This is a genomic window from Pseudomonas sp. WS 5010 (assembly GCF_012985565.1).
In the GTDB taxonomy this organism is placed as follows: Bacteria; Pseudomonadota; Gammaproteobacteria; order Pseudomonadales; family Pseudomonadaceae; genus Aquipseudomonas.
Window position 1 is genome coordinate 627,121 of the sequence record NZ_JAAQWQ010000001.1, and the last position, 23,123, is coordinate 650,243.

The window sequence follows — 23,123 nt, forward strand, 5'->3', positions numbered from 1 at the left end:
CCGCCATCAAGTCGTCCCATGTATGGAACGATGCGAGCCAAATCCGCTGTCTACCGCCTTATTGGTATTGGATTTAAGGTGTATGCACATTGGAGGACCCTCATGAAAAACATCATCGGTATCTACACCAGCCCACGCAGCCACTGGGTAGGCGACGGTTTCCCGGTTCGCACGCTGTTTTCCTACGACACCATGGGCAAGCACATCAGCCCGTTCCTGCTGCTGGACCACGCCGGTCCGGCGGATTTCACCCCCACCACTCAGCGGCGTGGTGTAGGCCAGCATCCCCATCGCGGCTTTGAAACCGTGACCATCGTCTACGAAGGCGAAGTCGAGCACCGTGATTCCACCGGCGCCGGCGGCACCATCGGCCCGGGCGATGTGCAGTGGATGACTGCGGCCAAAGGGATCCTGCACGAGGAGTTCCATTCCCAAGCCTTCGCCAAACGGGGCGGGGCCCTGGAAATGGTGCAACTGTGGGTCAACCTGCCGGCCAAGGACAAAATGAGCGAGGCCGGCTACCAGACCATCGTCGACGGCGATATCCCGTCGTTGCCCCTGGCCAATGGCGCCGGCAGCCTGCGCCTGATCGCCGGTGAGTTCGCGGGCCGCACAGGGCCGGCGCGCACCTTCACGCCGATTGACGTGTGGGACCTGCGCCTCGACGGCGGCAAGGCCGTGACCCTGGACCTGCACGCCGGGCGCAATACCGCGCTGGTGGTGCTCAAGGGCACCGTGCAAGTCAACGGTCAGGAACTGGCACGCGAAGGGCAACTGGTGCTGTTCGAGCGTGATGGCGCGCAGATCAGCCTGGAGTCCAACGCCGACGCCATGGTGCTGCTGCTCAGTGGTGAACCCATCGACGAGCCCATCGTCGGTCACGGCCCGTTCGTGATGAACACCGAGCAAGAGATTCACCAGGCCTTCGCCGACTTCCAGTCCGGCCAGTTCGGCCAAATGCACGGCGCCTCCCGCTGATTGGGGGGGCCCTATACCCGCCAACGCCATTTCATGCGATCTTCAGGGCATTCGCCCTGGAGTCGCCTGGATGCTGTCTTTCATCTCCGCTCACCCGATGCTGTGCGCCCTGGCGCTGATCCTTATCGATATCGTCGTCTGGCGTCTGTTTTCAGCCAGTTCCGGCAACTGGAAACTGATCGCGCGCCTGGGCATCTTCGCCGTGTTCAGTGCCGTGCTGTTCAACGACGGCATGAACCCCATGCAACTGGCGCCCTATGCCGACAACACCCCACTGCACCTGGCCGCCACGGCCTTGCAGATCGGCTGGTGGTTGTTCGCCGCGCGCACCCTGACGGTGTTGCTCGGGGCCTTGATGATGCAGCGGGTCGGCCACACCGGGCGCTTGCTGCAAGACCTGATGGGCGCGGTGATCTTCCTGATCGCGATCATCGCGGCCATGGCCTACGTGCTCGACCTGCCGGTCAAGGGCGTGCTCGCCACCTCCGGCGCGGTGGCGATCATCGTCGGCCTGGCGCTGCAAAGTACGTTGAGCGACGTGTTCTCCGGGATTGTGCTCAACACCACCAAGCCCTACCAACTCGATGACTGGATCTCCATCGACGGCACCGAAGGCCGGGTGACGGATATCGACTGGCGCGCCACGCGCCTGCAAACCTCCCAGGGCAGCATGGCGGTGATCCCCAACTCGCTGGCGGCCAAGGCCAAGATCATCAATTTCTCGCGCCCGGCCGACATGTTCGGCCTGGCGGTGAGCCTGCAAGTCAGCCCTCACGCGCGCCCGCAAACGGTATTGGAAGCCCTGGAACGGGCCATGCAAGGTTGCCGGCAATTGCTGGCCAAGCCGGCGCCGAGTGTGGCGTTCAAGACCTCCACCGGGGGTGGGGTGGAATATGAAATCAGTGGCTTCGTGCCGGCCATGGCCCTCAAGCGCGAGGTGCGCAACCAGCTTTATGACCTGGCCTACCGGCATTTGCAGGCGGCCGGCGTAAGCCTGTTGTCCAGCGCCGAAAGCCCGACCTCGCCGGCCACCACGCCCGCACGTGCACTGCTGGAAAGCTCGAATATCTTCTCGACCCTGCGCCAGGAAGAGAAGGAAACCTTCAGCCAGAACATGACCCTGCACACCTTCCGCGCCGGCGAGATGATCCTGCCGACCGGGGAGGTCAGCGATCATCTGTTTATCATTGAGTCCGGGGTGGTTTCGGTGATGCTGGTCAAGGCCGGGCACAAATTCGAAGCCGGGCGCATGGGGCCGGGCGAGGTGATTGGCGAAGCGGGGATTCTGGGGGAGCAAAGCGTGCCCGCGGACTTTGTGGCCAAGACCTACTGCACCCTCTATCGCATCGAAAAGGAATACCTCAAGCCGTGCCTGGACGCGCGCCACGACATCAGCGAGGCCATGCAGAACCTCCTGGATTTCCGCCTGCACGCCGCCCAGCACCTGACCCAGGACGCACCCATCGTGCCGGTGAAAAAGGGCTTCTTGCATTGGCTGCGCAGCCGGGCCTGAAGCGCCTGGCATTGGCTACCTGTTCTTCGTCAGGATTGGCTATTTGTGCGAGGCAGCGGGGTGATTAAGCTGGGCGCCAATTCCCACTGTCCAGGAGTCACACAATGCACGCCCGCACCGATTTCTACACCGCGTCCCCTGACGCCATGAAAGCCATGCTCGCCCTGGAAGCCGCCGTCGGCAAACTGTCCATTGAACTGCCGCTGCTCGAACTGGTACGCCTGCGCGTCTCCCAGATCAACGGCTGCGCCTTCTGCCTGGACATGCACACCGCCGATGCACGCAAGGGCGGCGAGACCGAACGGCGCCTGTGCACCCTCTCGGCCTGGCGCGAAACGCCGTTCTTCACCCCGCGCGAGCGTGCCGCCCTGGCCTGGGCCGAAAGCTTGACGCTGATCAGCCAGACCCACGCGGCGGATGAAGATTATGCGTTGCTCAATGCCGAGTTCAGCGCCGCCGAGCAGGTTGACCTGAGCGTGGCCATCGCCACCATCAACAGCTGGAACCGCCTGGCGGTGGGCTTTCGCAAGATGCCCAAGTAACGACATTCAAGGGTAGGCGCTGGCCAATGTAGGAGCTGGCTTGCCTGCGATGCAGGCGCCTCGGTGATCCAGCAATACCGAGGTGATGCCATCGCAGGCAAGCCAGCTCCTACACAGGTCAGGTTTCACATTGGATCGGGGTTAGAAGTTGATGGAAGCACTCAGGCGCGCCGTCAATGGTGCGCCCTGGAACAGGTAGTCATCGCCCATGTATTCGCCCGCATCACGCCAGTAGCGCTTGTCGAACAGGTTGTCGACGCTCAGGCGCAACACCGTTTCATAGCCGTCGACTTTGGTGGTGTAGCGGCTGCCGATGTTGACCAGCGCATAATCCCCCACCTCCACATTGCCGGTGCGGTTGGCGTTCTTGCTGGCGCTGTATTGCACGCCGCCGAGCACTGCCAGGCCGTTGACCCAGGGCAGGGCGTAGTCGGCGTACACACTGGCGCGCAGCTTGGGCACGTTGATTGTCTGGTGATCTTCGTACTGCGGGGTGCCGCTACCGTTCACCCGTGCGCGAATCGCCGCCACGCTGGTGGCGATCTGCAGACGCTCGGTGGCCCAGCCGTTGGCGGACAGTTCCAGGCCGGTGTTTTTCTGCTGGCCCTGCTGCACGTAGGTGAAGGTCCCGGCGCTGTCGGGCTTGGCGTACTGATAGGCCTGGCGTGTCTGGAACACTGCGGCGGCGAAGCTGATGCGGCGCCAGTCGTATTTCACCCCGGCTTCGATCTGCCGCGAGACGGTCGGGGCGAGGATTTCCCCATCGTTGTTCGCATACCACGGTGCCTCACCGCCCAGTGACAGGCCCTTGCTGTAGCTGGTGTACAACGAGATGTTTTCCACTGGCTTGTAGATCAGCGCAGCGTTGGGCAGGAACTCGTACTGCTGGGTGTGACGCTCCTGCACGCCATTTTGATCGAAAGATTTTTCATCCAGGCGCACTTCGCGGCCACCGAGCACGGTTTGCCATTGCTCGTTGAAACTGATGCGGTCGGTGACGAACAACCCGTACTGGCGGCTGTCGAGGCGCCGGTGGCTGTCGTTCAGGGGCTTGTCGGTGGGCGGGAAGGTTTCCGGGTCCTGATCGATATTGCCGCTGCCGACGTATTCGTTGACTGACTTGCGCTTGTCGATCACCCGGCGAAAAGCGCTGGTGCCGAAGGTCAGTTCATGGCTCAGGCCGGCCGTGCTGAACAGGCCGGTCATGGCCGCCTGGACTTCATCATTGCGCCGGGTGTCGTCGGGGCTGCGGTAGTCATAAATGTCGTAGTCACCCTCGGGGCTGAACGTGTTCGCGTTGCACGTGCCCACGTAGTAGCAACCCCAGGCAAACGAACTGTAGTCATCAATCACCACCTTGCTGCGGGTCGCGCTGACGCTGCCTTTCCACTGGTCACTGAAGCGGTACTCGAACTTGCCGTTGAGGTTCAGCGAGTCGATCCCCACCTGCTTGGCGCCGCTCTGGTGGCCGAGCAGTTTTTTCGGCGAGGCGTCGTGGGGCACTTCGGTACCGCCGAGCAGTTGGTAACCGGGCACCGAGCGCTGTTGTTTGTCCTGGTATTCGGCATCCAGTTGCAGCACGGCGTCGGGGCTGATGTTCCAGTCGAAGGCCAGGGACACAAAGTCCCGCTGGCCATTGGCGTGCTCGACATAGGAATTGAGGTCTTCATGGGCGACGTTGGCGCGCAGGCCAAATTGCTGCTCGCTGCCAAACCAGCCGCCGACATCGGTGGCGATATAGCCGCTGCCGCGATCATCGGTGGATACCGTGACCGAGCGCACGTCTTCCGGGCGTTTGGTCACGTAGTTGATCACGCCGCTGGGCTCGGAAATCCCGCTTTGCAGGCCCGCCAGGCCCTTGAGCAACTCCACCCGCTGCTTGTTTTCCAGGGCCACGTTCTGCTCGCCGGTGATGGTGCGGCCGTTGATCTTGTAGCTGCTGGCGGCATTCAGGGAAAAGCCCCGGACCACGAAATTTTCGTAGTAGCCAATCGGTGCGTAGCTTTCGCCCACCGAGGCGTCGTTGCGCAGCACTTCGCTGAGCAGGCGTGCCTGCTGGTCCTTGATCAGCGCGGCATTGATCACGGTGATCGAGGCCGGGGTGTCGAGCAGCGGCGCCTCGTCGAAGCCGCCGACCGACGCGCTTTGCGCACGATAACCGGACTCATCCTGGCCCTGGATGTTCAGCGCCGGCAGTTCCAGCTCAGCCGCCAGGCTGTTGCCAATGCCGCCGCTGAGCAGCAGGCCGAGGGCCAAATGTGAGGTGACGACGGGGCGAAAACGCAAAACCATGGGGGCAAGGCCTTAAAGCGCGGGGCGGGGGCGCATAAGCTAGGCATAAGTGCGCGTCTTTACAAGTACTCGCCTTGGCCCGGCTGCTTGAGACGTTGCGTCTCAAGCCCCACGCCAATCCGTCCGGGCCTCGACAGCGGGACCCCGCACCTGCGATAGACAAGGCTTCGCTTATCGTTGCAGGAGATCATCATGGGTATCGCTGGAAAAGTTGCACTGGTGACCGGTGCCGGGCAAGGCATTGGCCGGGCCATCGCCCTGCGCCTGGCGCGGGACGGGGCGGATATTGCCCTGGTCGACATCAATGGCGCCAAGCTCGAAGCCGTGGCGGCCGAGGTGGTGGCACTTGGGCGCAAGGCCTCGGTGTTCATCGCCGACGTGTCCAAGCGTGAACAGGTGGTCGCGGCGGTCGAGCATGCGCACCAGACCCTGGGTGGCTTTGACATCATCGTCAACAACGCCGGGGTGGCGCAGATCGATTCGCTGCTGGACGTGACTCCGGAACAGGTCGAACGCACCCTGGGCATCAACGTGCAGGGCGTGTTGTGGGGCATCCAGGCTGCCGGCAATAAGTTCAAGGCGCTCAAGCAGAAGGGCAAGATCATCAACGCCTGCTCGATTGCCGGGCATGAAGGCTTTGCCCTGCTGGGCGTGTACTCGGCGACCAAGTTTGCCGTGCGCGCCCTGACCCAGGCGGCGGCCAAGGAACTGGCAAGCGCGGGGGTGACGGTGAATGCCTATTGCCCGGGCGTGGTGGGCACCGATATGTGGGTCGAGATCGACAAGCGCATGGCCGAGATTACCGGCGCGCCAGTGGGGGCGACGTACAAGAAGTACGTGGATGGGATTGCCCTGGGCCGTGCAGAAACGCCGGAGGATGTGGCGGGGCTGGTGGCTTACCTGGCCGGCCCGGATTCGGACTACATGACCGGGCAGGCGCCGTTGATCGACGGTGGCCTCGTGTACCGCTAACCCCCAGACTCGACTCGGTAAAAAATCTGGGAGCGGGCTTGGATCTTCGTACATTGAGCACCGTGTGCATCCTGCGGTGGCAGTGAAATGCAATCTTCCAAACCCTGAGGATCAATGTAGGAGCTGTCGAGCCCCAGCGAGGCTGCGATGGCGGAGGCATTGCTGGGATTGATGTTGGCTGACCCACCGCTATCGCTGGCAAGCCAGCTCCTACATTGGATCTTCAGTACATTGAGTGCCGTATGCATCCTGCGGTGGCAGTGAAATGCAATCTTCCAAACCCTGAAGATCAAGGTGGGAGCTGTCGAGCCCCGGCGAGGCAGCGATGGCGGCGGCATTGCTGGAGTTGATGTTGGCTGACCCAACGCTATCGCTGGCAAGCCAGCTCCTACATTGGATCTTCAGTGCATTGAGTACCGTCTGCATCCTGCGGTGGCAGTGAAATGCAATCCTCCAATCCCTGAGGATCAATGTAGGAGCTGTCGAGCCTTGGCGAGGCTGCGATGGCGGCGGCATTGCTGGGATTGATGTTGGCTGACCCACCGCTATCGCTGGCAAGCCAGCTCTACATTGGATCTTCAGTGCATTGAGTACCGTATGCATCCTGCGGTGGCAGTGAAATGCAATCCTCCAAACCCTGAGGATCGCGGTGGGAGCTGTCGAGCCTTGGCGAGGCTGCGATGGCGGCGGCATTGCTGGAGTTGATGTTGACTGACCCACCGCTATCGCTGGCAAGCCACATTTGGATTGCATTGTGTCAGTGGTGTTTACCCGGCATATCAATGCCCAGCTGCTTGACCCGGCGATACAGGGTCGCGCGGGAAATTCCCAGCGCCTGCGCCGCCGGCAATGGCTTCCAGCGATGGCGTACCAGGGCATCCAGTACCACTTGCCGCTCCGGGCTCATACTTTGCTCAAGTTCGAGCTCCAGCCGCTCACCACGCACCTCCACCGGCAAGTCCGCCAGTTGGATCGTGCCGCCTTCACACACCGCACAGGCATACGCCAGCACATGGCGCAGTTGCCGCACATTGCCCGGCCAGGCATAGCCCAGCAGCAACTCCAACGCAGCCTGGCCGATGCCGACCGTGACCCCGCTGCTGCGGGCCTCCTGTTCCAGCAGCCGGTTGATCAACGCCAGTTTGTCGGTGCGCTCGCGCAGGGGCGGCAGGGTGACGCGGGCGCAGCCCAGGCGAAAGTACAGGTCTTCACGAAAACGCCCGTCACTGACCAGGGTCGCCAGGTCGCGGTGGCTGGCGCAGATCACCTGGATATCCACCGCGCGGGTTTTTGCCGCGCCCAGCGGGGCCACTTCACCTTCGGCCATCACCCGTAGCAAGCGTGTTTGCAGGGCCAGGGGCATATCGCCGATTTCATCGAGAAACAGCGTGCCGCCGTGGGCCTGCTGCAACAGCCCGGTCATGCCCTTGCTGGACGCCCCGGTAAACGCGCCGGCGACATAGCCGAACAACTCGCTTTCGATCAGGTTCTCCGGGATCGCCGCACAGTTCACCGCCACGAATGGCCCGTCGCGGCGCGCGCTGCGGGCGTGCAGTTGGCGGGCGAAGACTTCCTTGCCGGCCCCGGTCTCACCCTGCACCAGCACCGGCAGGTTGCGATCCTTGACCCGCACGGCCAGGCGCAGGTGTTCTTCCACGCGTGGGTCGACCTGGGAGCTCGGCAGCGCCCGCGCCGGTTGGCGTCGCGGGGTGTTGACGCGCACTTGCAGCACCCCAGGTTCTCCCAGCCACTGCAGTTGCTGGACCGATTGATCGGTCACTGCGCGCAGGGCATCGAGGTCGAACACCTCGCCGATATGCACCGGCACCTGGCCAAAACGCCGGCGCAAGGCCTGGCGGGCCTTGCTGTTCAAGGCTTGCAGGCGCCCGTCGTGGTCCCAGGCCAGCAGCAGGTCGGGTTGGCTGTCGACATAACCCGGGGTGCTGTGGGCCTGAAGCACCCAGTGCTTGGCGGCGCTGTGCATGAAGAAGGCGTTTTCGATGGCCTGGGCGCTCTGCGCCACCATCTGCCGCACCAGGTGCTGGCTGCGACGGTCATCCGGGGATTGCAGCGCCGAGGCATCCATCACCCCCAGCAGGTTGCCCTGGGGGTCGAAGATCGGTGCGGCGGAGCAGGTCAGGTTGATAAAGGCGGCGCGGAAGTGGTCGCGTTTGTGCACCGTCACCGCTGCCTTGCTGGTCAGCACCGTGGCCACGCCGCAGGTGCCTTCTTCGGCTTCCGACCAGCAGGTGCCCAGGTACAGGCCGGCCTTGCGGCAGTCGCTGCGGATGGCCGCGTCTACGCGGTGGTCGATGGTCTGGCCCTGGGCGTCGGTGAGCATCACGCAGTAGTCGGCGTGGCGCACGCGGTGGTGCAGTTGGCTGACTTGCTCGCTGGCAATGCGCATGAACAGTTCGGCGCGCTCGCGGCATTCCTTGAGCAGCGGCTCGCTGAGGATCCGCGGGCCCTGCAGGGAACCGGGGTCCAGGTGGTGTTGTTCCATGGAGCGGCGCCATGAATCGAAAATCAGCGACGGCACCGGTGCCTGGGGCAGGCGGTCGGCATTGCGGACCACGCGACTGACGCAGTCGACGTGCTCTCTGGAGTTCGCGGCGAGCATAAGGCCTCCGGTTCTCGATCTTTGTTGTTATGCCCGCCATTAAGCGCCCGCGGGCGCAGGGGGACAAGGGCGGCCTGACCAACTGCCCGCCTTGAGACGCAACGTCTCATCCTGCCTGAGACGCAGCCTGCACGCTGCAATGCGCCGTCTCATTGTGCGGTGGCATGCCGCACCGGCACAACCGCACGGTACTGCTCTGGATCAAGGCTTTGCCAGGTTTTGCCGGGCCTTGGCACAGGCTGTGCTGAACAGGTTGCAGCTGGCCGCAGCCAGCCTTTTGTGTGTCGAGACAACCTGGAGAACAACAAGATGTCCACTCACCTGTCCACCGATCAACTGCTGCATGCCTACACCGTGATGCGCACCATCCGTGATTTCGAAGAGCGCCTGCACGTGGAATTCGCCACCGGCGAGATCCCCGGTTTCGTGCACCTGTATGCCGGCCAGGAAGCCTGCGCCGCCGGAGTCATGGCCCATCTCAACGATGAAGATTGCATCGCCTCCAACCACCGTGGCCACGGCCATTGCATCGCCAAGGGCGTGGATGTGTTCGGCATGATGGCCGAGATCTACGGCAAGAAAACCGGGGTCTGCGGCGGCAAGGGCGGCTCCATGCACATTGCCGACCAGGAGAAGGGCATGCTCGGCGCCAACGGCATTGTCGGCGCCGGTGCACCGCTGGCGGCGGGCGCGGCCCTGGCATCCAAGCTCAAGGGCAGCCAGGGCGTGGCCGTGGCATTTTTTGGCGACGGCGGTTCCAACGAGGGCGCGGTGTTCGAGGCGATGAACCTGGCCGCGATCATGAAGCTGCCATGCCTGTTCGTCGCCGAGAACAACGGCTATGCCGAAGCTACCGGTTCCGGCTGGTCGGTGGCGTGCAAGGACATTGCCGAGCGCGCCGTAGGTTTTGGCATGCCGGGGGTGATTGTCGATGGCAATGATTTTTTTGCCGTCCACGCGGCGCTGGGCGTGGCGGTGGCGCGGGCGCGCCAGGGCGAGGGGCCGACCCTGGTCGAGGTCAAGTTGCACCGCTTCTACGGCCACTTTGAAGGCGATGCGCAAACCTATCGCGGCCGTGACGAGGTGAAAAACCTGCGCGAAACCCAGGATTGCCTGGCGCTGTTCCGCCAGCGCTGCAGCGCCGAAGGCTGGTTGCAGGCGGCGCAGTTCGAGCGCATCGACGCCGAAGTCGCGCAGTTGATCGACGACGCCGTGCGCCTGGCCAAGTCCGATCCCAAGCCCCAGGCCGCCGACCTGCTCAGCGATGTCTACGTCGCCTACCGCTCATAACAACAAGACCCGGAGAGAATTTCATGGCTCGTAAAATCAGTTATCAGCAGGCAATCAACGAAGCCCTGGCCCAGGAAATGCGCCGCGACCAGAGTGTCTTTATCATCGGCCAGGACGTGTCCGGCGGCACCGGCGCCCCTGGCGAGCAGGATGCCTGGGGCGGCGTACTGGGGGTGACCAAGGGCCTGTACCCGCAGTTCCCTGACCGCGTGCTGGATGCGCCGCTGTCCGAAGTCGGTTACGTGGGCATGGCCGTCGGCGCCGCCACCCGGGGCATGCGCCCGGTGTGCGAGTTGATGTTCGTCGACTTTATCGGCTGCTGCCTCGACCAGTTGCTCAACCAGGCCGCCAAGTTTCGCTACATGTTCGGCGGCAAGACCACCACGCCGTTGGTGGTACGCGCCATGTACGGCGCCGGCCTGCGCGCTGCGGCCCAGCATTCGCAGATGCTCACCTCGATGTGGACGCACATCCCGGGCTTGAAGGTGGTGTGCCCGGCCACGCCCTATGACGCCAAGGGCATGCTGATCCAGGCGATCCGCGACAACGACCCGGTGATTTTCCTCGAACACAAGATGCTCTACAGCCTGCAAGGCGAAGTGCCGGAGGAGCTGTACACCGTGCCCTTCGGCGAGGCCAACTTTGTGCGCGAAGGCAACGATGTGACCCTGGTGACCTACGGGCGCATGGTGCATATCGCCCTGGAGGCTGCGGCCAACCTGGCGCGCCAGGGTATCGACTGCGAAGTGCTGGACCTGCGCACCACCAGCCCGCTGGATGAAGACAGCATCCTCGAGAGCGTGGAGAAAACCGGGCGCCTGGTGGTGATCGACGAGTCCAACCCGCGCTGTTCCATCGCCACGGATATCAGCGCCCTGGTGGCCCAGCGCGGATTTTCCTGCCTGCGCGCGCCAATCGAGATGGTCACCGCGCCGCATACGCCGGTGCCGTTTTCCGATGCCCTGGAAGACCTGTACATCCCCGACGCGGCGAAGATCGAGGCCGCGGTGCGCAAGATCGCTGACAAGAGGACTGCGGCATGATCCATACCTTGACCATGCCCAAGTGGGGGCTGTCGATGACCGAAGGCCGGGTCGATGTCTGGCTCAAGCAGCCGGGCGACCGGGTAGAGAAGGGCGAGGAAGTGCTCGACGTGGAGACCGACAAGATCTCCAGCAGTGTCGAGGCGCCGTTCAGTGGGGTGTTGCGCCGGGTTTTGGCCCTGAGCGACGAGACGTTGCCGGTCGGCGCATTGCTAGCGATTGTGGTGGAGGGCGAAGCCACCGACGCAGAGATTGATACGGTGATCGACCGCTTCAATGCCGGCTTTGTCTCCAGCAGCGCCGAGGCGCAGGCGTCGGGGCCGAGTGCGCAGAAAGTCGAGTTGGGCGGGCGCCTGCTGCGTTATCTCGACCTTGGCGAGGGCGGCATACCGCTGGTGCTGATCCACGGGTTTGGTGGCGACTTGAACAACTGGCTGTTCAACCATCCGGCCCTGGCTGCCGAGCGCCGGGTGATCGCCCTGGACCTGCCGGGGCATGGCGAGTCGGGCAAGCACTTGCACAGTGGCGATGCCGAGGAGTTGAGCCTGGCGGTACTGGCGTTGCTCGATCACCTCAAGCTTGAACGCGTGCACCTCGCAGGGCATTCCATGGGCGGATTGGTTTCGTTGACGGTGGCGCGCCAGGCACCGCAGCGGGTTGCCTCGCTGGTATTGATCGCCAGCGCCGGCCTGGGTGCGGATATCAACGGTGACTACTTGCAAGGCTTCACCGAAGCCAACAACCGCAACGCGCTCAAGCCGCAACTGGTGCAACTGTTCAGCGACCCGGCGTTGGTCACGCGGCAGATGCTGGAGGACATGCTCAAGTTCAAGCGCCTGGAGGGGGTGGACCAGGCGTTGCGGCAACTCAATGCCAAGCTGTTTGATGGCGGTCGGCAGATGCTTGACCTGCGTGCAGTGGTGGGGCAGCAACCCAGCCTGGTGATCTGGGGTAGTGACGATGCGATCATTCCGGTGCGGCATGCCCAGGGGTTGCAGGCCCAGGTTGAGATCTTGCCGGGGCAGGGGCATATGGTGCAGTTGGAGGCGGCGGAGCAGGTGAATCAGTTGCTGAGCCTCTTCCTCAAATCTCCAGCCTGATAGCAATCAAATGTGGGAGCGGGCTTGCCCGCGAATACGGTGGGTCAGTCAGACATTCATTGCCTGACACACCGCTTTCGCGAGCAAGCCCGCTCCTACAGGGTTGAGCGTGTATCAACCATGACGCTTGAGGGTTTCGCTGGGCAGTTCCTTGAACAACGCGCGGTAGCTGTTGGAAAACCGCCCCAGGTGCCAGAACGACCAGTTCATCGCGACCTGCGCCACGGTGGAACCCGCTGAGCTCAACAACTCGCGCCGCGCGCCGTTCAACCGGCGCAGGCGCAACCACTGCGCCGGGCTCATCCCGGTGTAGGTCTTGAAGCCCTGCTGCAACTGGCGCAGCGGCACGCCGGCGATCTGCGCCAGTTGCAGCAGGTTGACGGTTTCATCCGGCGCATCCGCCGCCCACGCGCCAATGCGCGCCATCAACCGGCGTTCTTCGCTGCGGCGCTGCAATGAGTGGCGGTCCAGGCACACACAGGCGTTGTCGAGGATAAACAGGCAATCGTCCAGCAGTTGCCGGGTGAGGGCGTCGCGGCTGATCGGGTCGATCTCGCAGGACAAGCGCGTCAGGGTGCCACTGAGCCAGCGGGTGAACAACGCGTTCTGTTGGCAGGTCAACGGCGCCATGAACAGGCCTTCGAGCCTGGCCACATCCAGGCCATGGCGTTGCACGAACTGGGGGCCGAATACCACCGCCACTTCCCGGTAGTTTTCCGGGGTGATCCAGGTGTTGCGGCTTTCGCCATTGAGCAGGTACAGCGCGTTGTCGCTGCCGTCGAAACAGAAGGCCAGGGCGCCTGGCGGCGCGTTGAAGTGCTGCTCGACGCGGGTGTTCATGCACTCTTCGTACACCTGCACCCCCTGCAGGTCGAGGTAGCGGATCTGCCCGGCAAAATGCCCCGGGGACATCTGCTGGTACTGCTGCACCCAACCGGGTGTCGCACTGCATTGGGCGGCCACATCACCGGTGGTGAAGGCCTGTACGCGCAAAGCGGTTGCCTGTGTCATGGGTGATCCGTGCGCACTCTATTGGTGCGTTGTGGGTCGTGCAAAGTGGATAGATGCCTGGGTAAGGCTGGCCCAAGATAGACCTCAATGCGCCGCAAGTACAAGCCGGCGCAGCACCCAACCCATGCCGAGGTCTTTATGAATGCCCCTTTCGATCAGCTGTCCACCTGGCTGAAAGAACACAAGATTACCGAAGTCGAATGCGTGATCAGCGACCTGACGGGCATTGCCCGCGGCAAGATTGCGCCCACCAACAAGTTCTTGCATGAGCGTGGCATGCGCCTGCCGGAAAGTGTGTTGCTGCAAACGGTAACCGGGGATTTTGTCGACGACGACATCTACTACGACCTGCTGGACCCGGCCGATATCGACATGATCTGCCGCCCGGTGGCCAACGCCACCTACGTGGTGCCGTGGGCCATCGAACCCACCGCCATCGTGATCCACGACACCTTCGACAAGCAGGGCAACCCCATCGAGCTGTCGCCGCGCAATGTGCTGAAAAAAGTCCTGCAACTGTATACCGACCAGGGCTGGCAGCCGATTGTCGCGCCGGAAATGGAGTTTTACCTGACCCAGCGCTGCGAAGACCCGGACCTGCCGTTGAAAACCCCGGTGGGCCGTTCCGGGCGTGCCGAAACCGGGCGCCAGTCGTTCTCCATCGACGCGGCCAACGAGTTCGACCCGCTGTTTGAAGATGTCTATGACTGGTGCGAAGCCCAGGGCCTGGACCTCGACACGCTGATCCACGAAGACGGCCCGGCGCAGATGGAAATCAACTTCCGCCACGGCGACGCCCTCGACCTGGCCGACCAGATCACGGTGTTCAAGCGCACCCTGCGCGAAGCGGCGCTCAAGCACAATGTGGCCGCGACCTTCATGGCCAAACCGGTGGCCGACGAGCCGGGCAGCGCCATGCACCTGCACCAAAGCGTGGTGGAGATCGCCACGGGCAAGCCGGTGTTTGTCGATGCCGACGGGCAGAAGAGCCCGCTGTTCTTGCATCATATTGGCGGCCTGCAGAAATACATCCCGATGCTGCTGCCGATGTTCGCGCCCAACGTCAACTCGTTCCGCCGCTTCCTGCCCGACACCTCGGCCCCGGTCAACGTGGAGTGGGGCGAAGAAAACCGCACCGTCGGCCTGCGTGTGCCGACCTCCAGCGCCGAGGCGATGCGCGTCGAAAACCGTCTGCCGGGGGCCGATGCCAACCCCTACCTGGCCATCGCCGCCAGCCTGTTGTGCGGCTACCTGGGGATGATCGAAAAGATCGAACCGAGCGCCCCGGTCGAAGGCCGCGCCTATGAGCGCCGCAACCTGCGCCTGCCGATCACCATCGAAGATGCCCTGGCGCGCATGGAGGCCTGCGATACGGTCAAGCAGTACCTGGGGGACAAGTTCGTGCGGGGCTATGTCGCAGTGAAACGTGCCGAACATGAAAACTTCAAGCGGGTGATCAGCTCCTGGGAGCGTGAGTTCCTGCTGCTGAGTGTCTGACTCCATCATCAACTATAAAAAAGGTGTCGATATGCGTCTCGTCAAACAGCTTCTCCCAATGGCCCTGGCTGCGGTGTTCAGCAGCGCCAGCCACGCCGCGCCGACGGTCAGTGTCTACAACTGGACCGATTACATCGGCGAGACCACCCTGGCCGACTTCCAGGCCAAGACGGGGATCAAGGTGGTCTACGACGTGTTCGACTCCAACGAAACCCTGGAGGGCAAGCTGCTGGCGGGGCGTACCGGGTATGACGTAGTGGTGCCGTCCAATCACTTTCTGGGGCGCCAGGTAAAGGCCGGCGCGTTTCTTGAATTGGACCGCGCGCAATTGCCCAACTACCCGAACCTGGACCCCAAGCTGCTCAAGCTGCTGGAGCAGAACGACCCCGGCAATGCCCATGCGGTGCCGTACCTGTGGGGCACCAATGGCATTGGCTATAACGTCGACAAGGTCAAGCAAGTGCTGGGCATCGACCACATTGATTCGTGGGCGGTGATGTTCGAGCCCGAGAACCTGAAGAAGCTGCAGCAATGCGGCGTGGCATTCCTGGACTCGGCGGATGAAGCATTCCCGGCGATCCTCAACTATATGGGCATGGACCCGCGCAGCGAGAAGGTCAGCGATTATGAAAAGGCCGAAGCCAAGTTGCTGACGCTGCGCCCATACATCACCTATTTCCATTCTTCCAAGTACATCTCGGACCTGGCCAACGGTGATATCTGTGTGGCCTTCGGTTACTCCGGCGATGTGTTCCAGGCGGCCAACCGCGCCAGGGAAGCCAAGAACGGCGTGAACATCGCCTATGCGATTCCCAAGGAGGGCAGCAACCTGTGGTTCGATTTGCTGGCGATTCCCGTAGACGCCACCAACCCGCAACAGGCCCACGCGTTTATCAACGACCTGCTGGACCCCGAGGTGATTGCCAAGGTCAGTACCTACGTCGGCTACGCCAACCCCAACCTGGCGGCGAAGGCCTTCATGGCGCCGGAGTTGGTGAACAATCCCGAGGTGTACCCGCCCCAGGACGTGCTCGACAAACTGTACATTTCCACCACCCCCAGCCCCGCCATCATGCGTGTGATGACCCGGGCCTGGAGCAAAGTGAAGTCCAACCGATGAACCAGTCCCAAGACCATGCCCGTTCCTATTACCTGGCGTCGGCCAATGCCATGCCCCAGCGCGCGGCACTGGCTGCGGACCTGAGTGCCGATGTGTGTGTGATCGGCGGCGGCTTTACCGGCGTCAACACCGCCATCGAGCTGGCCCAGCGCGGCCTGTCGGTGATCCTCCTGGAAGCCCGGCGCATTGGCTGGGGTGCCAGCGGGCGCAATGGCGGGCAGTTGATCCGGGGTATTGGCCATGACGTTTCGGGTTTTACCCGGTACGTGGGCGAGGAGGGCGTGCGTTACCTGCAACGGGCCGGGATCGATTCGGTGGCCTTGGTGGGTGAGCGCATCCGTGAGCACGGGATCGACTGCGACCTGCGCTGGGGCTTTTGCGAGTTGGCCAACACGCCGGCGCAATTCGCGGCGTTCCAGGGCGAGCAGGACAGCCTGGCCGCCCAGGGTTACATGGCGCAAACCCGGCTGGTGGCGGCGCAGGACATGGCGCAGGTGGTCGGCTCAACCCTGTACGCCGGTGGTTTGGTGGACATGGGCTCGGGCCACTTGCATCCGCTGAACCTGGTGTTGGGCGAAGCCCGCGTGGCCGAGGCGCTGGGCGTGCGGATTTTCGAGCACAGCGCGGTGCTGCAACTGAGCCATGGCGACACCGTGCAGGTGCGCTGCGCCGGTGGCACCGTACGGGCCGGCAGCCTGGTGTTGGCGTGCAATGCCCACCTCGACGAACTGGAGCCGCGCCTGAGTGGCAAGGTGCTGCCGGCCGGCAGCTATATCATCGCCACCGAACCGTTGCCGGCTGCGCTCGCAGACGAGTTGATCCCACAGAACCTGGCGCTGTGCGACCAGAAAGTCGGCCTGGACTACTACCGGCTTTCGGCGGACCGTCGGCTGTTGTTCGGCGGCGCCTGTCATTATTCGGGGCGTGATCCGGTGGATATCGCTGCGTATATGCGGCCGAAGATGCTCAAGGTATTCCCGCAACTGGCCAACACCGCCATCGACTTCCAATGGGGCGGCAAAATCGGGATTACCGCCAATCGTTTCCCCCAGGTTGGACGGTTGCAGCAGTACCCCAACGTGTTTTACGCCCAGGGTTATTCGGGGCATGGGCTCAATGTCACGCACTGGTGCGCGCGGTTGCTGGCCGAAGGGATCCACGCGGGTGTCAGCCAGGGCCTGGACACCTTCAGCCGGGTGCCGCACATGACCTTTCCCGGCGGCAAGGCTTTACGCTCGCCGTTACTGGCGCTGGGCATGTTGTGGTATCGGCTTCGGGAAATGCTGGGATAGGTGGGTAGCGGTTTAAAACACAGCAGGATCGGATCCAATACGCTATAACCCCTCGGTCGCTGTGTCATTCCGAGGCCCCGCTTTTCATGCAGAACCCTTTGCAACGCCCGCTGTGGCAGGTGTACCTGTTCTTTCTTGCGCCGATGGTGCTGTCCAACTTCCTCCAGAGTTTTTCCGGCACCCTCAACGGCATCTATGTCGGGCAGATGCTTGGCACCCAGGCGCTGGCGGCCGTGTCGGGGATGTTTCCCATCGTGTTCTTTTTTATCGCCCTGGTGATCGGCCTGGGGGCGGGCGCTTCGGTGCTGATCGGCCAGGCCTGGGGCGCGGGGGAAACGGCGCTGGTCAAAGTCATCACTGGCGCGACCCTGACTTTGGGCGCGTTGATCGGGATCCTCGCCGCCGTGCTCGGCAGCCTGTTCGCGCGCCCGGCCATGCAGGCATTGGGCACGCCGCTGGATGTGCTGGACGACGCCGTCGGCTATGCCCAGGTGATGATGCTGATCATGCCGCTGCTGCTGGTGTTCATCCTCTACACCCAACTGCTGCGGGGCGTGAGCGATACGGTGTCGCCGCTGCTGGCGCTGATGGTCTCGACGGTGGTTGGCCTGTTGCTGACCCCGGCCCTGATCCGCGGCTGGCTGGGGCTGGCGCCCATGGGCATCCAGAGCGCGGCCTATGCTGGCCTCGTGGCCAACGCCGTGGCCATGCTGTTTCTGGTGCTGCGCCTGCGTCATAAAAACCATGTGATGGCGCCGGATCGCGCATTGCTGGCGGCCTTGCGCCTGGACCGGGCGATCCTCGGCAAAGTCCTGCGCATTGGCCTGCCCACCGGCTTGCAGATGGTGGTGCTGTCGTTGTCGGAGCTGGTGATCCTGGCACTGGTCAACGGCCACGGCTCCCAGGCCACGGCGGCGTATGGCGCGGTGACGCAGATCGTCAACTATGTGCAATTCCCGGCGCTGTCGATTGCCATCACCGCCTCGATCCTCGGCGCCCAGGCCATTGGCGCCGGGCGCCTGGAACGCATCGGGCCGATCCTGCGCACCGGCCTTGCCATCAACCTGTGCCTGACCGGGAGCCTGATCGTGCTTGGCTACGTGTTGTCCCACTGGCTACTGGGCCTGTTCATCACCGATGACCAGGCGCGGGTCCAGGCCGAACACCTGCTGCACATCATGCTCTGGAGCATTCTGGTGTTCGGCTTCCAGGCGGTGATTGGCGGCATCATGCGCGCCAGCGGCGTGGTGCTGATGCCGGTGGCGATCTCGATCTTCTGCGTGCTGGGTGTGGAGCTGCCGGTGGCGTACCTGCTCAATGCACACTTTGGCCTGGAAGGGGTGTGGATGGCGTTCCCGGTGACTTATCTGGTGATGTTGGGGTTGCAGACGGCGTATTACCGGTTGGTGTGGCGGCATAAGCAGATCAAGCGGTTGGTGTGAGTTGAGGCAGCGAGGGGCTGGATGGCATAGTGTCATTATGGAGAGAGACCTATGAAAAAAGCATTAATCGCAATCGGCGTCGACCGCGCCGGCCATTTTCCTGTACTGCGTGGCGCGGCCTCTGGGGCTGAGCAGGTGGGGGAATGGGGCAGGGAGCAAGGTTTCGAGACCACAGTTTTTTCCGATGCTGACGGCAAGGTCGTGGGGCCTGAGGAGATATTCGAGGCGATCAGTAAGATCGTGGAGAGCAGGACGTGCTCTCAACTGGTGGTGTTCTTTTCCGGCCATGGTGTATTGAGAGCCCCGGATTGTGAGTTGTGGCTATTGTCCGAGGTGGGCAGGAATCCCAACCATGCCATCAACGTCAATGGCTCGATCAGCCTGGCGCGTCAGTGCGGTATCGAACACGTTGTGATCATTTCGGATGCATGCCGGTCCCTGGCGGGAACCCTTCAGGTGAGCATGGTCGACGGCTACCGGATATTTCCTGCTCATCGCTCGAGCGGCAAAGCACCCGAAGTGGATGTGTTTTATGCAGCGCTGCCGGGAGATCCGGCATTGGAGGTCTCGGCTGACGATGCGGACAAGCGTCACTATGGGCTGCTGACCGATTGCATGCTGACCGCTTTGCGGGGCGATATTGAAACTGTGATCGAAACCGTGAAAAGCGACGACGGCGTGCAAAAGCATGTGGTTGCATCACGTCCGCTTAAACTGCACCTTGAGGACGCTATTCCCCGAGCGGCAGCGGCGGTGTCTGTGGCGCTGTTCCAGCGCCCGGACTCGCGGGTGGAGTCGGCGTTGCCCAAGTTTCTGGCAACGATTGATGCCGGTGCCGAGCGAGCGATTGATGTCGCTAAGACAGCCCTGACTGAGCCCGAGCCTGATCGAGGGAGCATGCAGTGGTATCGGAAGGTGCTGCTGATCCCCAAACCTGGTCGACCGCTGCCCCGCGAGGCTTTGGATGCCGAGATGGAGCGATTAATGGCGGCGATGGATGACCAACAGACGGACATGCACACGGGGTTTCACATCAAGGGCGACGAAGTCGAGGCTATTTACGTAATCAAACAGAACCAGATCACCTTTCGCGGCAATGGGCCGAGCATCCTGATCAGCGGTTTGGAGCCAGGGGCGCTTTACCTGCGTTTCAAAAATGGCACCAGTAGCTTGCTGTCAGTTATTCCCGGATTTATCGGCACCGTGATTATTGAGGATGGGCGTATTGCTACGGTCAATTACACGCCGTCGGCCGCCGGTATTCCTATGCGTAACTATCACTATCTGGATATGCGACGTTCTTTTGTCGCGGTGGCTGCGCGTCAAGGCAGCTTCCACTTGCCTGATACAACAGCTGTGTTGCCCAGTTATCTGCGTTTCTTCAGGCGCATGGACCCAACGCTGGGCATTTATGCCGCGTATGCCTATCACCAGGCAGGCGATCAGCAGAGTGTCAGAGGGATTTACCAGCATATGGCAGATGGCCTGCAACCCATTCCTTTCGATGTGGCAATGCTTGCGTGGGCGGGCACCGATCAGGAGCAGGCCGTGCATAAGTGCATGCCCGGTGTGCCCATGCTGGCGCAGGGGTGGTCGTTGCTGGGGAATCTGACTGAGACAATGCCCAAGCAGTTGCTAGAGGCTGGGCGTTATCTGGAGCCGTCACTGTGGACGACATTCTCCGGTAAGGGGTCGGCGATTCTAGAACGATATTTCAGTAGGGGTTTCCCATGAAACTGGTATTCATCCACGGGCGAGATCAACAGGAAAGCACCCGGGAAGCCCTGGAAAAATTATGGCTGGACTCGCTGTATATCGGCTGGGGGGAGTCCGGTCTTCCACTCCCCGAAGGGCTGTCTGTGACGATGGCGTTTTACGCCGACGTACTGGATGAGCTGACCCGGGCCCTCAGCACCCCGCTGGCGCGTGGGGTGCGCCTGCGTGGCGATGAACAGGCGCAGGATGATTTTCGTGGAAAATTTTTGCAGGACATCGCGACCGCCAATGGCGTGACCGATGCGCAGATCCAGGCTTTTCTCGATGAGGACAGCACCGAGAAAGGCCTTGGCAGTTCGCCCTGGATTCAGGCGCTTTTACGTGCAGTGGATCAGCGCACCGCCCTGGGTGAAGCCGCTCTTGATCGCTTCACTCGTGATGTCTATCTCTATCTGGCTTACCCCGTAGTCTCGGACCGCATTACCGCCATCGTAGAGGCGGCCATTGGCGATGAGCCCTGTGTGATAGTGGCCCACTCCTTGGGATCGATTGTTGCGTACCGCGCGTTGCAACAGCTCGGGCGTCGAGCCAACGTGGTGGGGCTGGTGACGGTTGGCTCGCCCCTGGGCCTGAATACGGTACGCGAAATGCTCACGCCCCCTGCATTGTCGATGCCTGCGGGTGTGCAGCAGTGGTTCAATGCCTATGATCCGGGCGATGCGGTGGCGTTGTATCCACTGGACGCTACCCGCTGGAACATCACACCCGGCATCGAGAACTTCAACGGCGTGAGTAACCATATGGCCAATCGGCATGGTATTGCGGGCTACCTTGATGATGTAACCGTCGCAACGTGGATGCATCAACGGTTAGTTAAGTGAGCGCAATGTCAACGTTCGTGAAAATCCAAGGTGGGAGCTGTCGAGCCCCTGCGAGGCTGCGATAGCGGCGGTAAGCAGTGCCGACGCCATCGCAGTCTCGCAGGGGCTCGACAGCTCCCACCGGGTTTACCGGTGTCTGTTGGATTCTCACCATAACTGATCGACATTGGCGGCAATCGCAGCCAGGGCGACGGTCAGTAATTGCTCCCATTAATAGGAAGCATTACTATTCACGCCCCGCCTACCCAGTGCATCCTCGATGACTCCTCAGCCGCCCCGCAGACCAGGCTTTTTCGCGTACTACGAGGAGTTGGTCGGGACCTGGACGCGCCGCTTGCGCAATCGCCAGCAGGCCGAGGACCTGGCCCACGATACATTCGTGCGGGTATTGGAGTCCAAGGCGGCGCTGGTCGAGCAGCCGCGTGCCTATTTGCACCAGACGGCGCGCAATATTGCGGTGGATGCCTATCGCCGTGCCGACCGGCGTGAAGCAATGGAGCTGCAAGGTCTTGACCAGAGTGCGCCGCCAAGTGGCGACCCGGAGCATTTCATGCATGCAGTGCAGTTGGCGGACTCCATCGAGCGGGCCCTGGCCGAATTGCCCCTCAATTGCCGCAAGATTTTCATTTGGCAAAAGGTCGAGGGCCTGACCCAACAGGAAATCGCCGAGCGCCTGGGGTTGTCTAAAAACATGGTGGAAAAGTATATGATCCGCACCCTGCGGCATCTGCGCGAGCGCCTGGACGCGCTGGCCCCATGACCAATGCCCGCTTTGAAACAGGATCTTCCATGATGGATACCCGTGAGTGTGCCTGTGGCAGCGCAGCGGTGCGTGACGAGGCGGCGCTGTGGTTCGTGCGTTTGCAGGATCAGCCCCTGAGCGATGCGGACCAGTGTCTTTTCGACACATGGTGTGGGGAGCATCCCGCCCACCAGTACGAATTCGAGGTGCTGCAAGGGCTGTGGAGCGCCGCCGACCTGCTGCCCAAGCGCCGTTTGCAGGCCCTGGTCGATACGCCTGTGCCGCGCAAGCGGCGTGGAGCAGTGCGCTATGCCATGGCGGCTAGTGTGCTGGCGGTGGCCGTGGGTCTTGGGCTGTTCAGCGGCCTGGATCATCCGGCGGTGTACGACGCGCAGTTCAGCACGGTGTTGGGTGAGCGTCGCCAAGTGGCGTTGCCCGACGGCTCGCTGATGGACCTCAATAGCCGCAGCGTGGTGGCGGTGCACTACGAAAAGGGCCGGCGTGGGATAGAGCTCAAGCAGGGCCAGGCGCTGTTCAGCGTCGAGCACGACACCAGCCGGCCTTTTGTGGTGCGGGCCGGGGCCGGGCAGGTGACGGTTACCGGCACGCGGTTTGATGTACGCCGCGACGATGACCAGACCCGCGTGGTGGTCGAGGCGGGAACGGTCAAGGTGCAAGGGCATGCCGCGCAGCCGGTGGTCACACTGACGGCGGGCCTGGGGACATCCATCGACAACCAGGGCGCGGTCGCGGCGGCCCGCCCGGTCAACGCCCAGGCACTGCTGGCCTGGCAGACCGGCAAGCTGGTGTTCAACGACGTCAGCCTGGCCGAGGTGGCGCGGGAAGTCTCGCGCTACCGCGAAAAACCCTTGCGGGTCAGCACCGCGGCCAGCGAGTTGCGCCTGACCAGCGTGTTCAAATCCAACGACACCGATGCCTTGCTCAAGGCCTTGCCGCACATCCTGCCGGTGGCTCTGCGCACGCTGCCGGACGGCAGCCAGGAAATAATTTCACGTTAGATTCAGGTTTTTTCCGAGTTCTTCGTCTTCTTGTCCAACTGCAACTGGTTTGC

The 23,123-nt window shown here is 62.6% G+C and carries 18 protein-coding genes; 15 read left to right on the forward strand and 3 right to left on the reverse strand.

Going from position 1 to position 23,123, the window contains the following annotated elements; translation table 11 throughout:
• Positions 1 to 102: 102 nt before the first annotated feature.
• From HBO11_RS03005 to HBO11_RS03015, 3 genes are all read left to right on the forward strand, one after another.
• Complete coding sequence (locus HBO11_RS03005) at positions 103 to 978, forward strand: pirin family protein (RefSeq protein WP_169957180.1); 876 nt, start codon at positions 103 to 105, stop codon at positions 976 to 978.
• Positions 979 to 1,048: 70 nt separating this feature from the next.
• Positions 1,049 to 2,491 carry a mechanosensitive ion channel family protein gene (locus tag HBO11_RS03010; protein ID WP_169957182.1) on the forward strand — a complete coding sequence of 481 codons (1,443 nt, stop codon included), beginning with the start codon at positions 1,049 to 1,051 and terminating at the stop codon, positions 2,489 to 2,491.
• Positions 2,492 to 2,595: 104 nt separating this feature from the next.
• Positions 2,596 to 3,033: a carboxymuconolactone decarboxylase family protein gene (locus HBO11_RS03015; RefSeq protein WP_169957183.1), complete on the forward strand. Its 438-nt coding sequence runs from the start codon at positions 2,596 to 2,598 to the stop codon at positions 3,031 to 3,033.
• Between the two features lie 141 nt (positions 3,034 to 3,174).
• Here HBO11_RS03015 and HBO11_RS03020 read toward each other — a convergent pair whose 3' ends face one another.
• Complete coding sequence (locus tag HBO11_RS03020; protein ID WP_169957185.1) at positions 3,175 to 5,325, reverse strand: TonB-dependent siderophore receptor; 2,151 nt, start codon at positions 5,323 to 5,325, stop codon at positions 3,175 to 3,177.
• Positions 5,326 to 5,517: 192 nt separating this feature from the next.
• Between HBO11_RS03020 and HBO11_RS03025 the strand changes: the two genes are divergently transcribed.
• On the forward strand, positions 5,518 to 6,297 hold the full coding sequence (locus tag HBO11_RS03025) for an acetoin reductase (protein ID WP_169957189.1): 780 nt from the start codon (positions 5,518 to 5,520) through the stop codon (positions 6,295 to 6,297).
• Positions 6,298 to 7,054: 757 nt separating this feature from the next.
• On the opposite strand, the gene HBO11_RS03030 is transcribed toward HBO11_RS03025, so the two are convergent.
• The gene (locus tag HBO11_RS03030; protein WP_169957328.1) at positions 7,055 to 8,917 is read right to left on the reverse strand and encodes a sigma-54-dependent Fis family transcriptional regulator; all 1,863 of its coding nucleotides are present in this window, start codon (positions 8,915 to 8,917) and stop codon (positions 7,055 to 7,057) included.
• 309 nt (positions 8,918 to 9,226) lie between these two features.
• On the opposite strand from HBO11_RS03030, the gene HBO11_RS03035 reads away from it, so the two are divergent.
• The 3 genes from HBO11_RS03035 to HBO11_RS03045 are packed head-to-tail and all read left to right on the forward strand — an operon-like array spanning position 9,227 to position 12,350.
• Positions 9,227 to 10,207 (forward strand): thiamine pyrophosphate-dependent dehydrogenase E1 component subunit alpha, encoded by a 981-nt coding sequence (locus HBO11_RS03035; protein ID WP_057445001.1) that lies wholly within the window; start codon positions 9,227 to 9,229, stop codon positions 10,205 to 10,207.
• Between the two features lie 23 nt (positions 10,208 to 10,230).
• Positions 10,231 to 11,250 carry an alpha-ketoacid dehydrogenase subunit beta gene (locus tag HBO11_RS03040; RefSeq protein WP_169957330.1) on the forward strand — a complete coding sequence of 340 codons (1,020 nt, stop codon included), beginning with the start codon at positions 10,231 to 10,233 and terminating at the stop codon, positions 11,248 to 11,250.
• Positions 11,247 to 12,350, forward strand: a complete 1,104-nt coding sequence (locus HBO11_RS03045; protein ID WP_169957331.1) for an acetoin dehydrogenase dihydrolipoyllysine-residue acetyltransferase subunit — start codon at positions 11,247 to 11,249, stop codon at positions 12,348 to 12,350. The genes HBO11_RS03040 and HBO11_RS03045 overlap by 4 nt, the downstream gene beginning before the upstream one ends.
• Before the next feature lie 114 nt (positions 12,351 to 12,464).
• On the opposite strand, the gene HBO11_RS03050 is transcribed toward HBO11_RS03045, so the two are convergent.
• Positions 12,465 to 13,361 carry a helix-turn-helix domain-containing protein gene (locus HBO11_RS03050; protein ID WP_169957333.1) on the reverse strand — a complete coding sequence of 299 codons (897 nt, stop codon included), beginning with the start codon at positions 13,359 to 13,361 and terminating at the stop codon, positions 12,465 to 12,467.
• Between the two features lie 138 nt (positions 13,362 to 13,499).
• Here HBO11_RS03050 and HBO11_RS03055 point away from each other — a divergent pair, with 138 nt between their 5' ends.
• The 8 genes from HBO11_RS03055 to HBO11_RS03090 all read left to right on the forward strand — a co-directional run bounded on the left by HBO11_RS03055 (position 13,500) and on the right by HBO11_RS03090 (position 23,070).
• On the forward strand, positions 13,500 to 14,858 hold the full coding sequence (locus HBO11_RS03055; RefSeq protein WP_169957335.1) for a glutamine synthetase family protein: 1,359 nt from the start codon (positions 13,500 to 13,502) through the stop codon (positions 14,856 to 14,858).
• A 31-nt stretch (positions 14,859 to 14,889) separates the two neighbouring features.
• Positions 14,890 to 15,978: a polyamine ABC transporter substrate-binding protein gene (locus tag HBO11_RS03060; RefSeq protein WP_170058777.1), complete on the forward strand. Its 1,089-nt coding sequence runs from the start codon at positions 14,890 to 14,892 to the stop codon at positions 15,976 to 15,978.
• Positions 15,975 to 17,270 carry an FAD-binding oxidoreductase gene (locus tag HBO11_RS03065; protein WP_169957010.1) on the forward strand — a complete coding sequence of 432 codons (1,296 nt, stop codon included), beginning with the start codon at positions 15,975 to 15,977 and terminating at the stop codon, positions 17,268 to 17,270. The genes HBO11_RS03060 and HBO11_RS03065 overlap by 4 nt, the downstream gene beginning before the upstream one ends.
• 86 nt (positions 17,271 to 17,356) lie before the next feature.
• Positions 17,357 to 18,712: an MATE family efflux transporter gene (locus HBO11_RS03070; RefSeq protein ID WP_169957011.1), complete on the forward strand. Its 1,356-nt coding sequence runs from the start codon at positions 17,357 to 17,359 to the stop codon at positions 18,710 to 18,712.
• Positions 18,713 to 18,763: 51 nt separating this feature from the next.
• Entirely contained in the window at positions 18,764 to 20,446 is a 1,683-nt protein-coding gene (locus HBO11_RS03075; RefSeq protein WP_169957012.1) for a caspase family protein, read from the forward strand.
• On the forward strand, positions 20,443 to 21,309 hold the full coding sequence (locus HBO11_RS03080) for a hypothetical protein (protein ID WP_169957013.1): 867 nt from the start codon (positions 20,443 to 20,445) through the stop codon (positions 21,307 to 21,309). Before HBO11_RS03075 ends, HBO11_RS03080 begins: the two co-directional genes overlap by 4 nt.
• 259 nt (positions 21,310 to 21,568) lie before the next feature.
• Positions 21,569 to 22,069 (forward strand): sigma-70 family RNA polymerase sigma factor, encoded by a 501-nt coding sequence (locus tag HBO11_RS03085; RefSeq protein ID WP_169957014.1) that lies wholly within the window; start codon positions 21,569 to 21,571, stop codon positions 22,067 to 22,069.
• Between the two features lie 32 nt (positions 22,070 to 22,101).
• Positions 22,102 to 23,070, forward strand: a complete 969-nt coding sequence (locus HBO11_RS03090) for a FecR family protein (protein ID WP_169957036.1) — start codon at positions 22,102 to 22,104, stop codon at positions 23,068 to 23,070.
• Positions 23,071 to 23,123 lie beyond the last annotated feature (53 nt).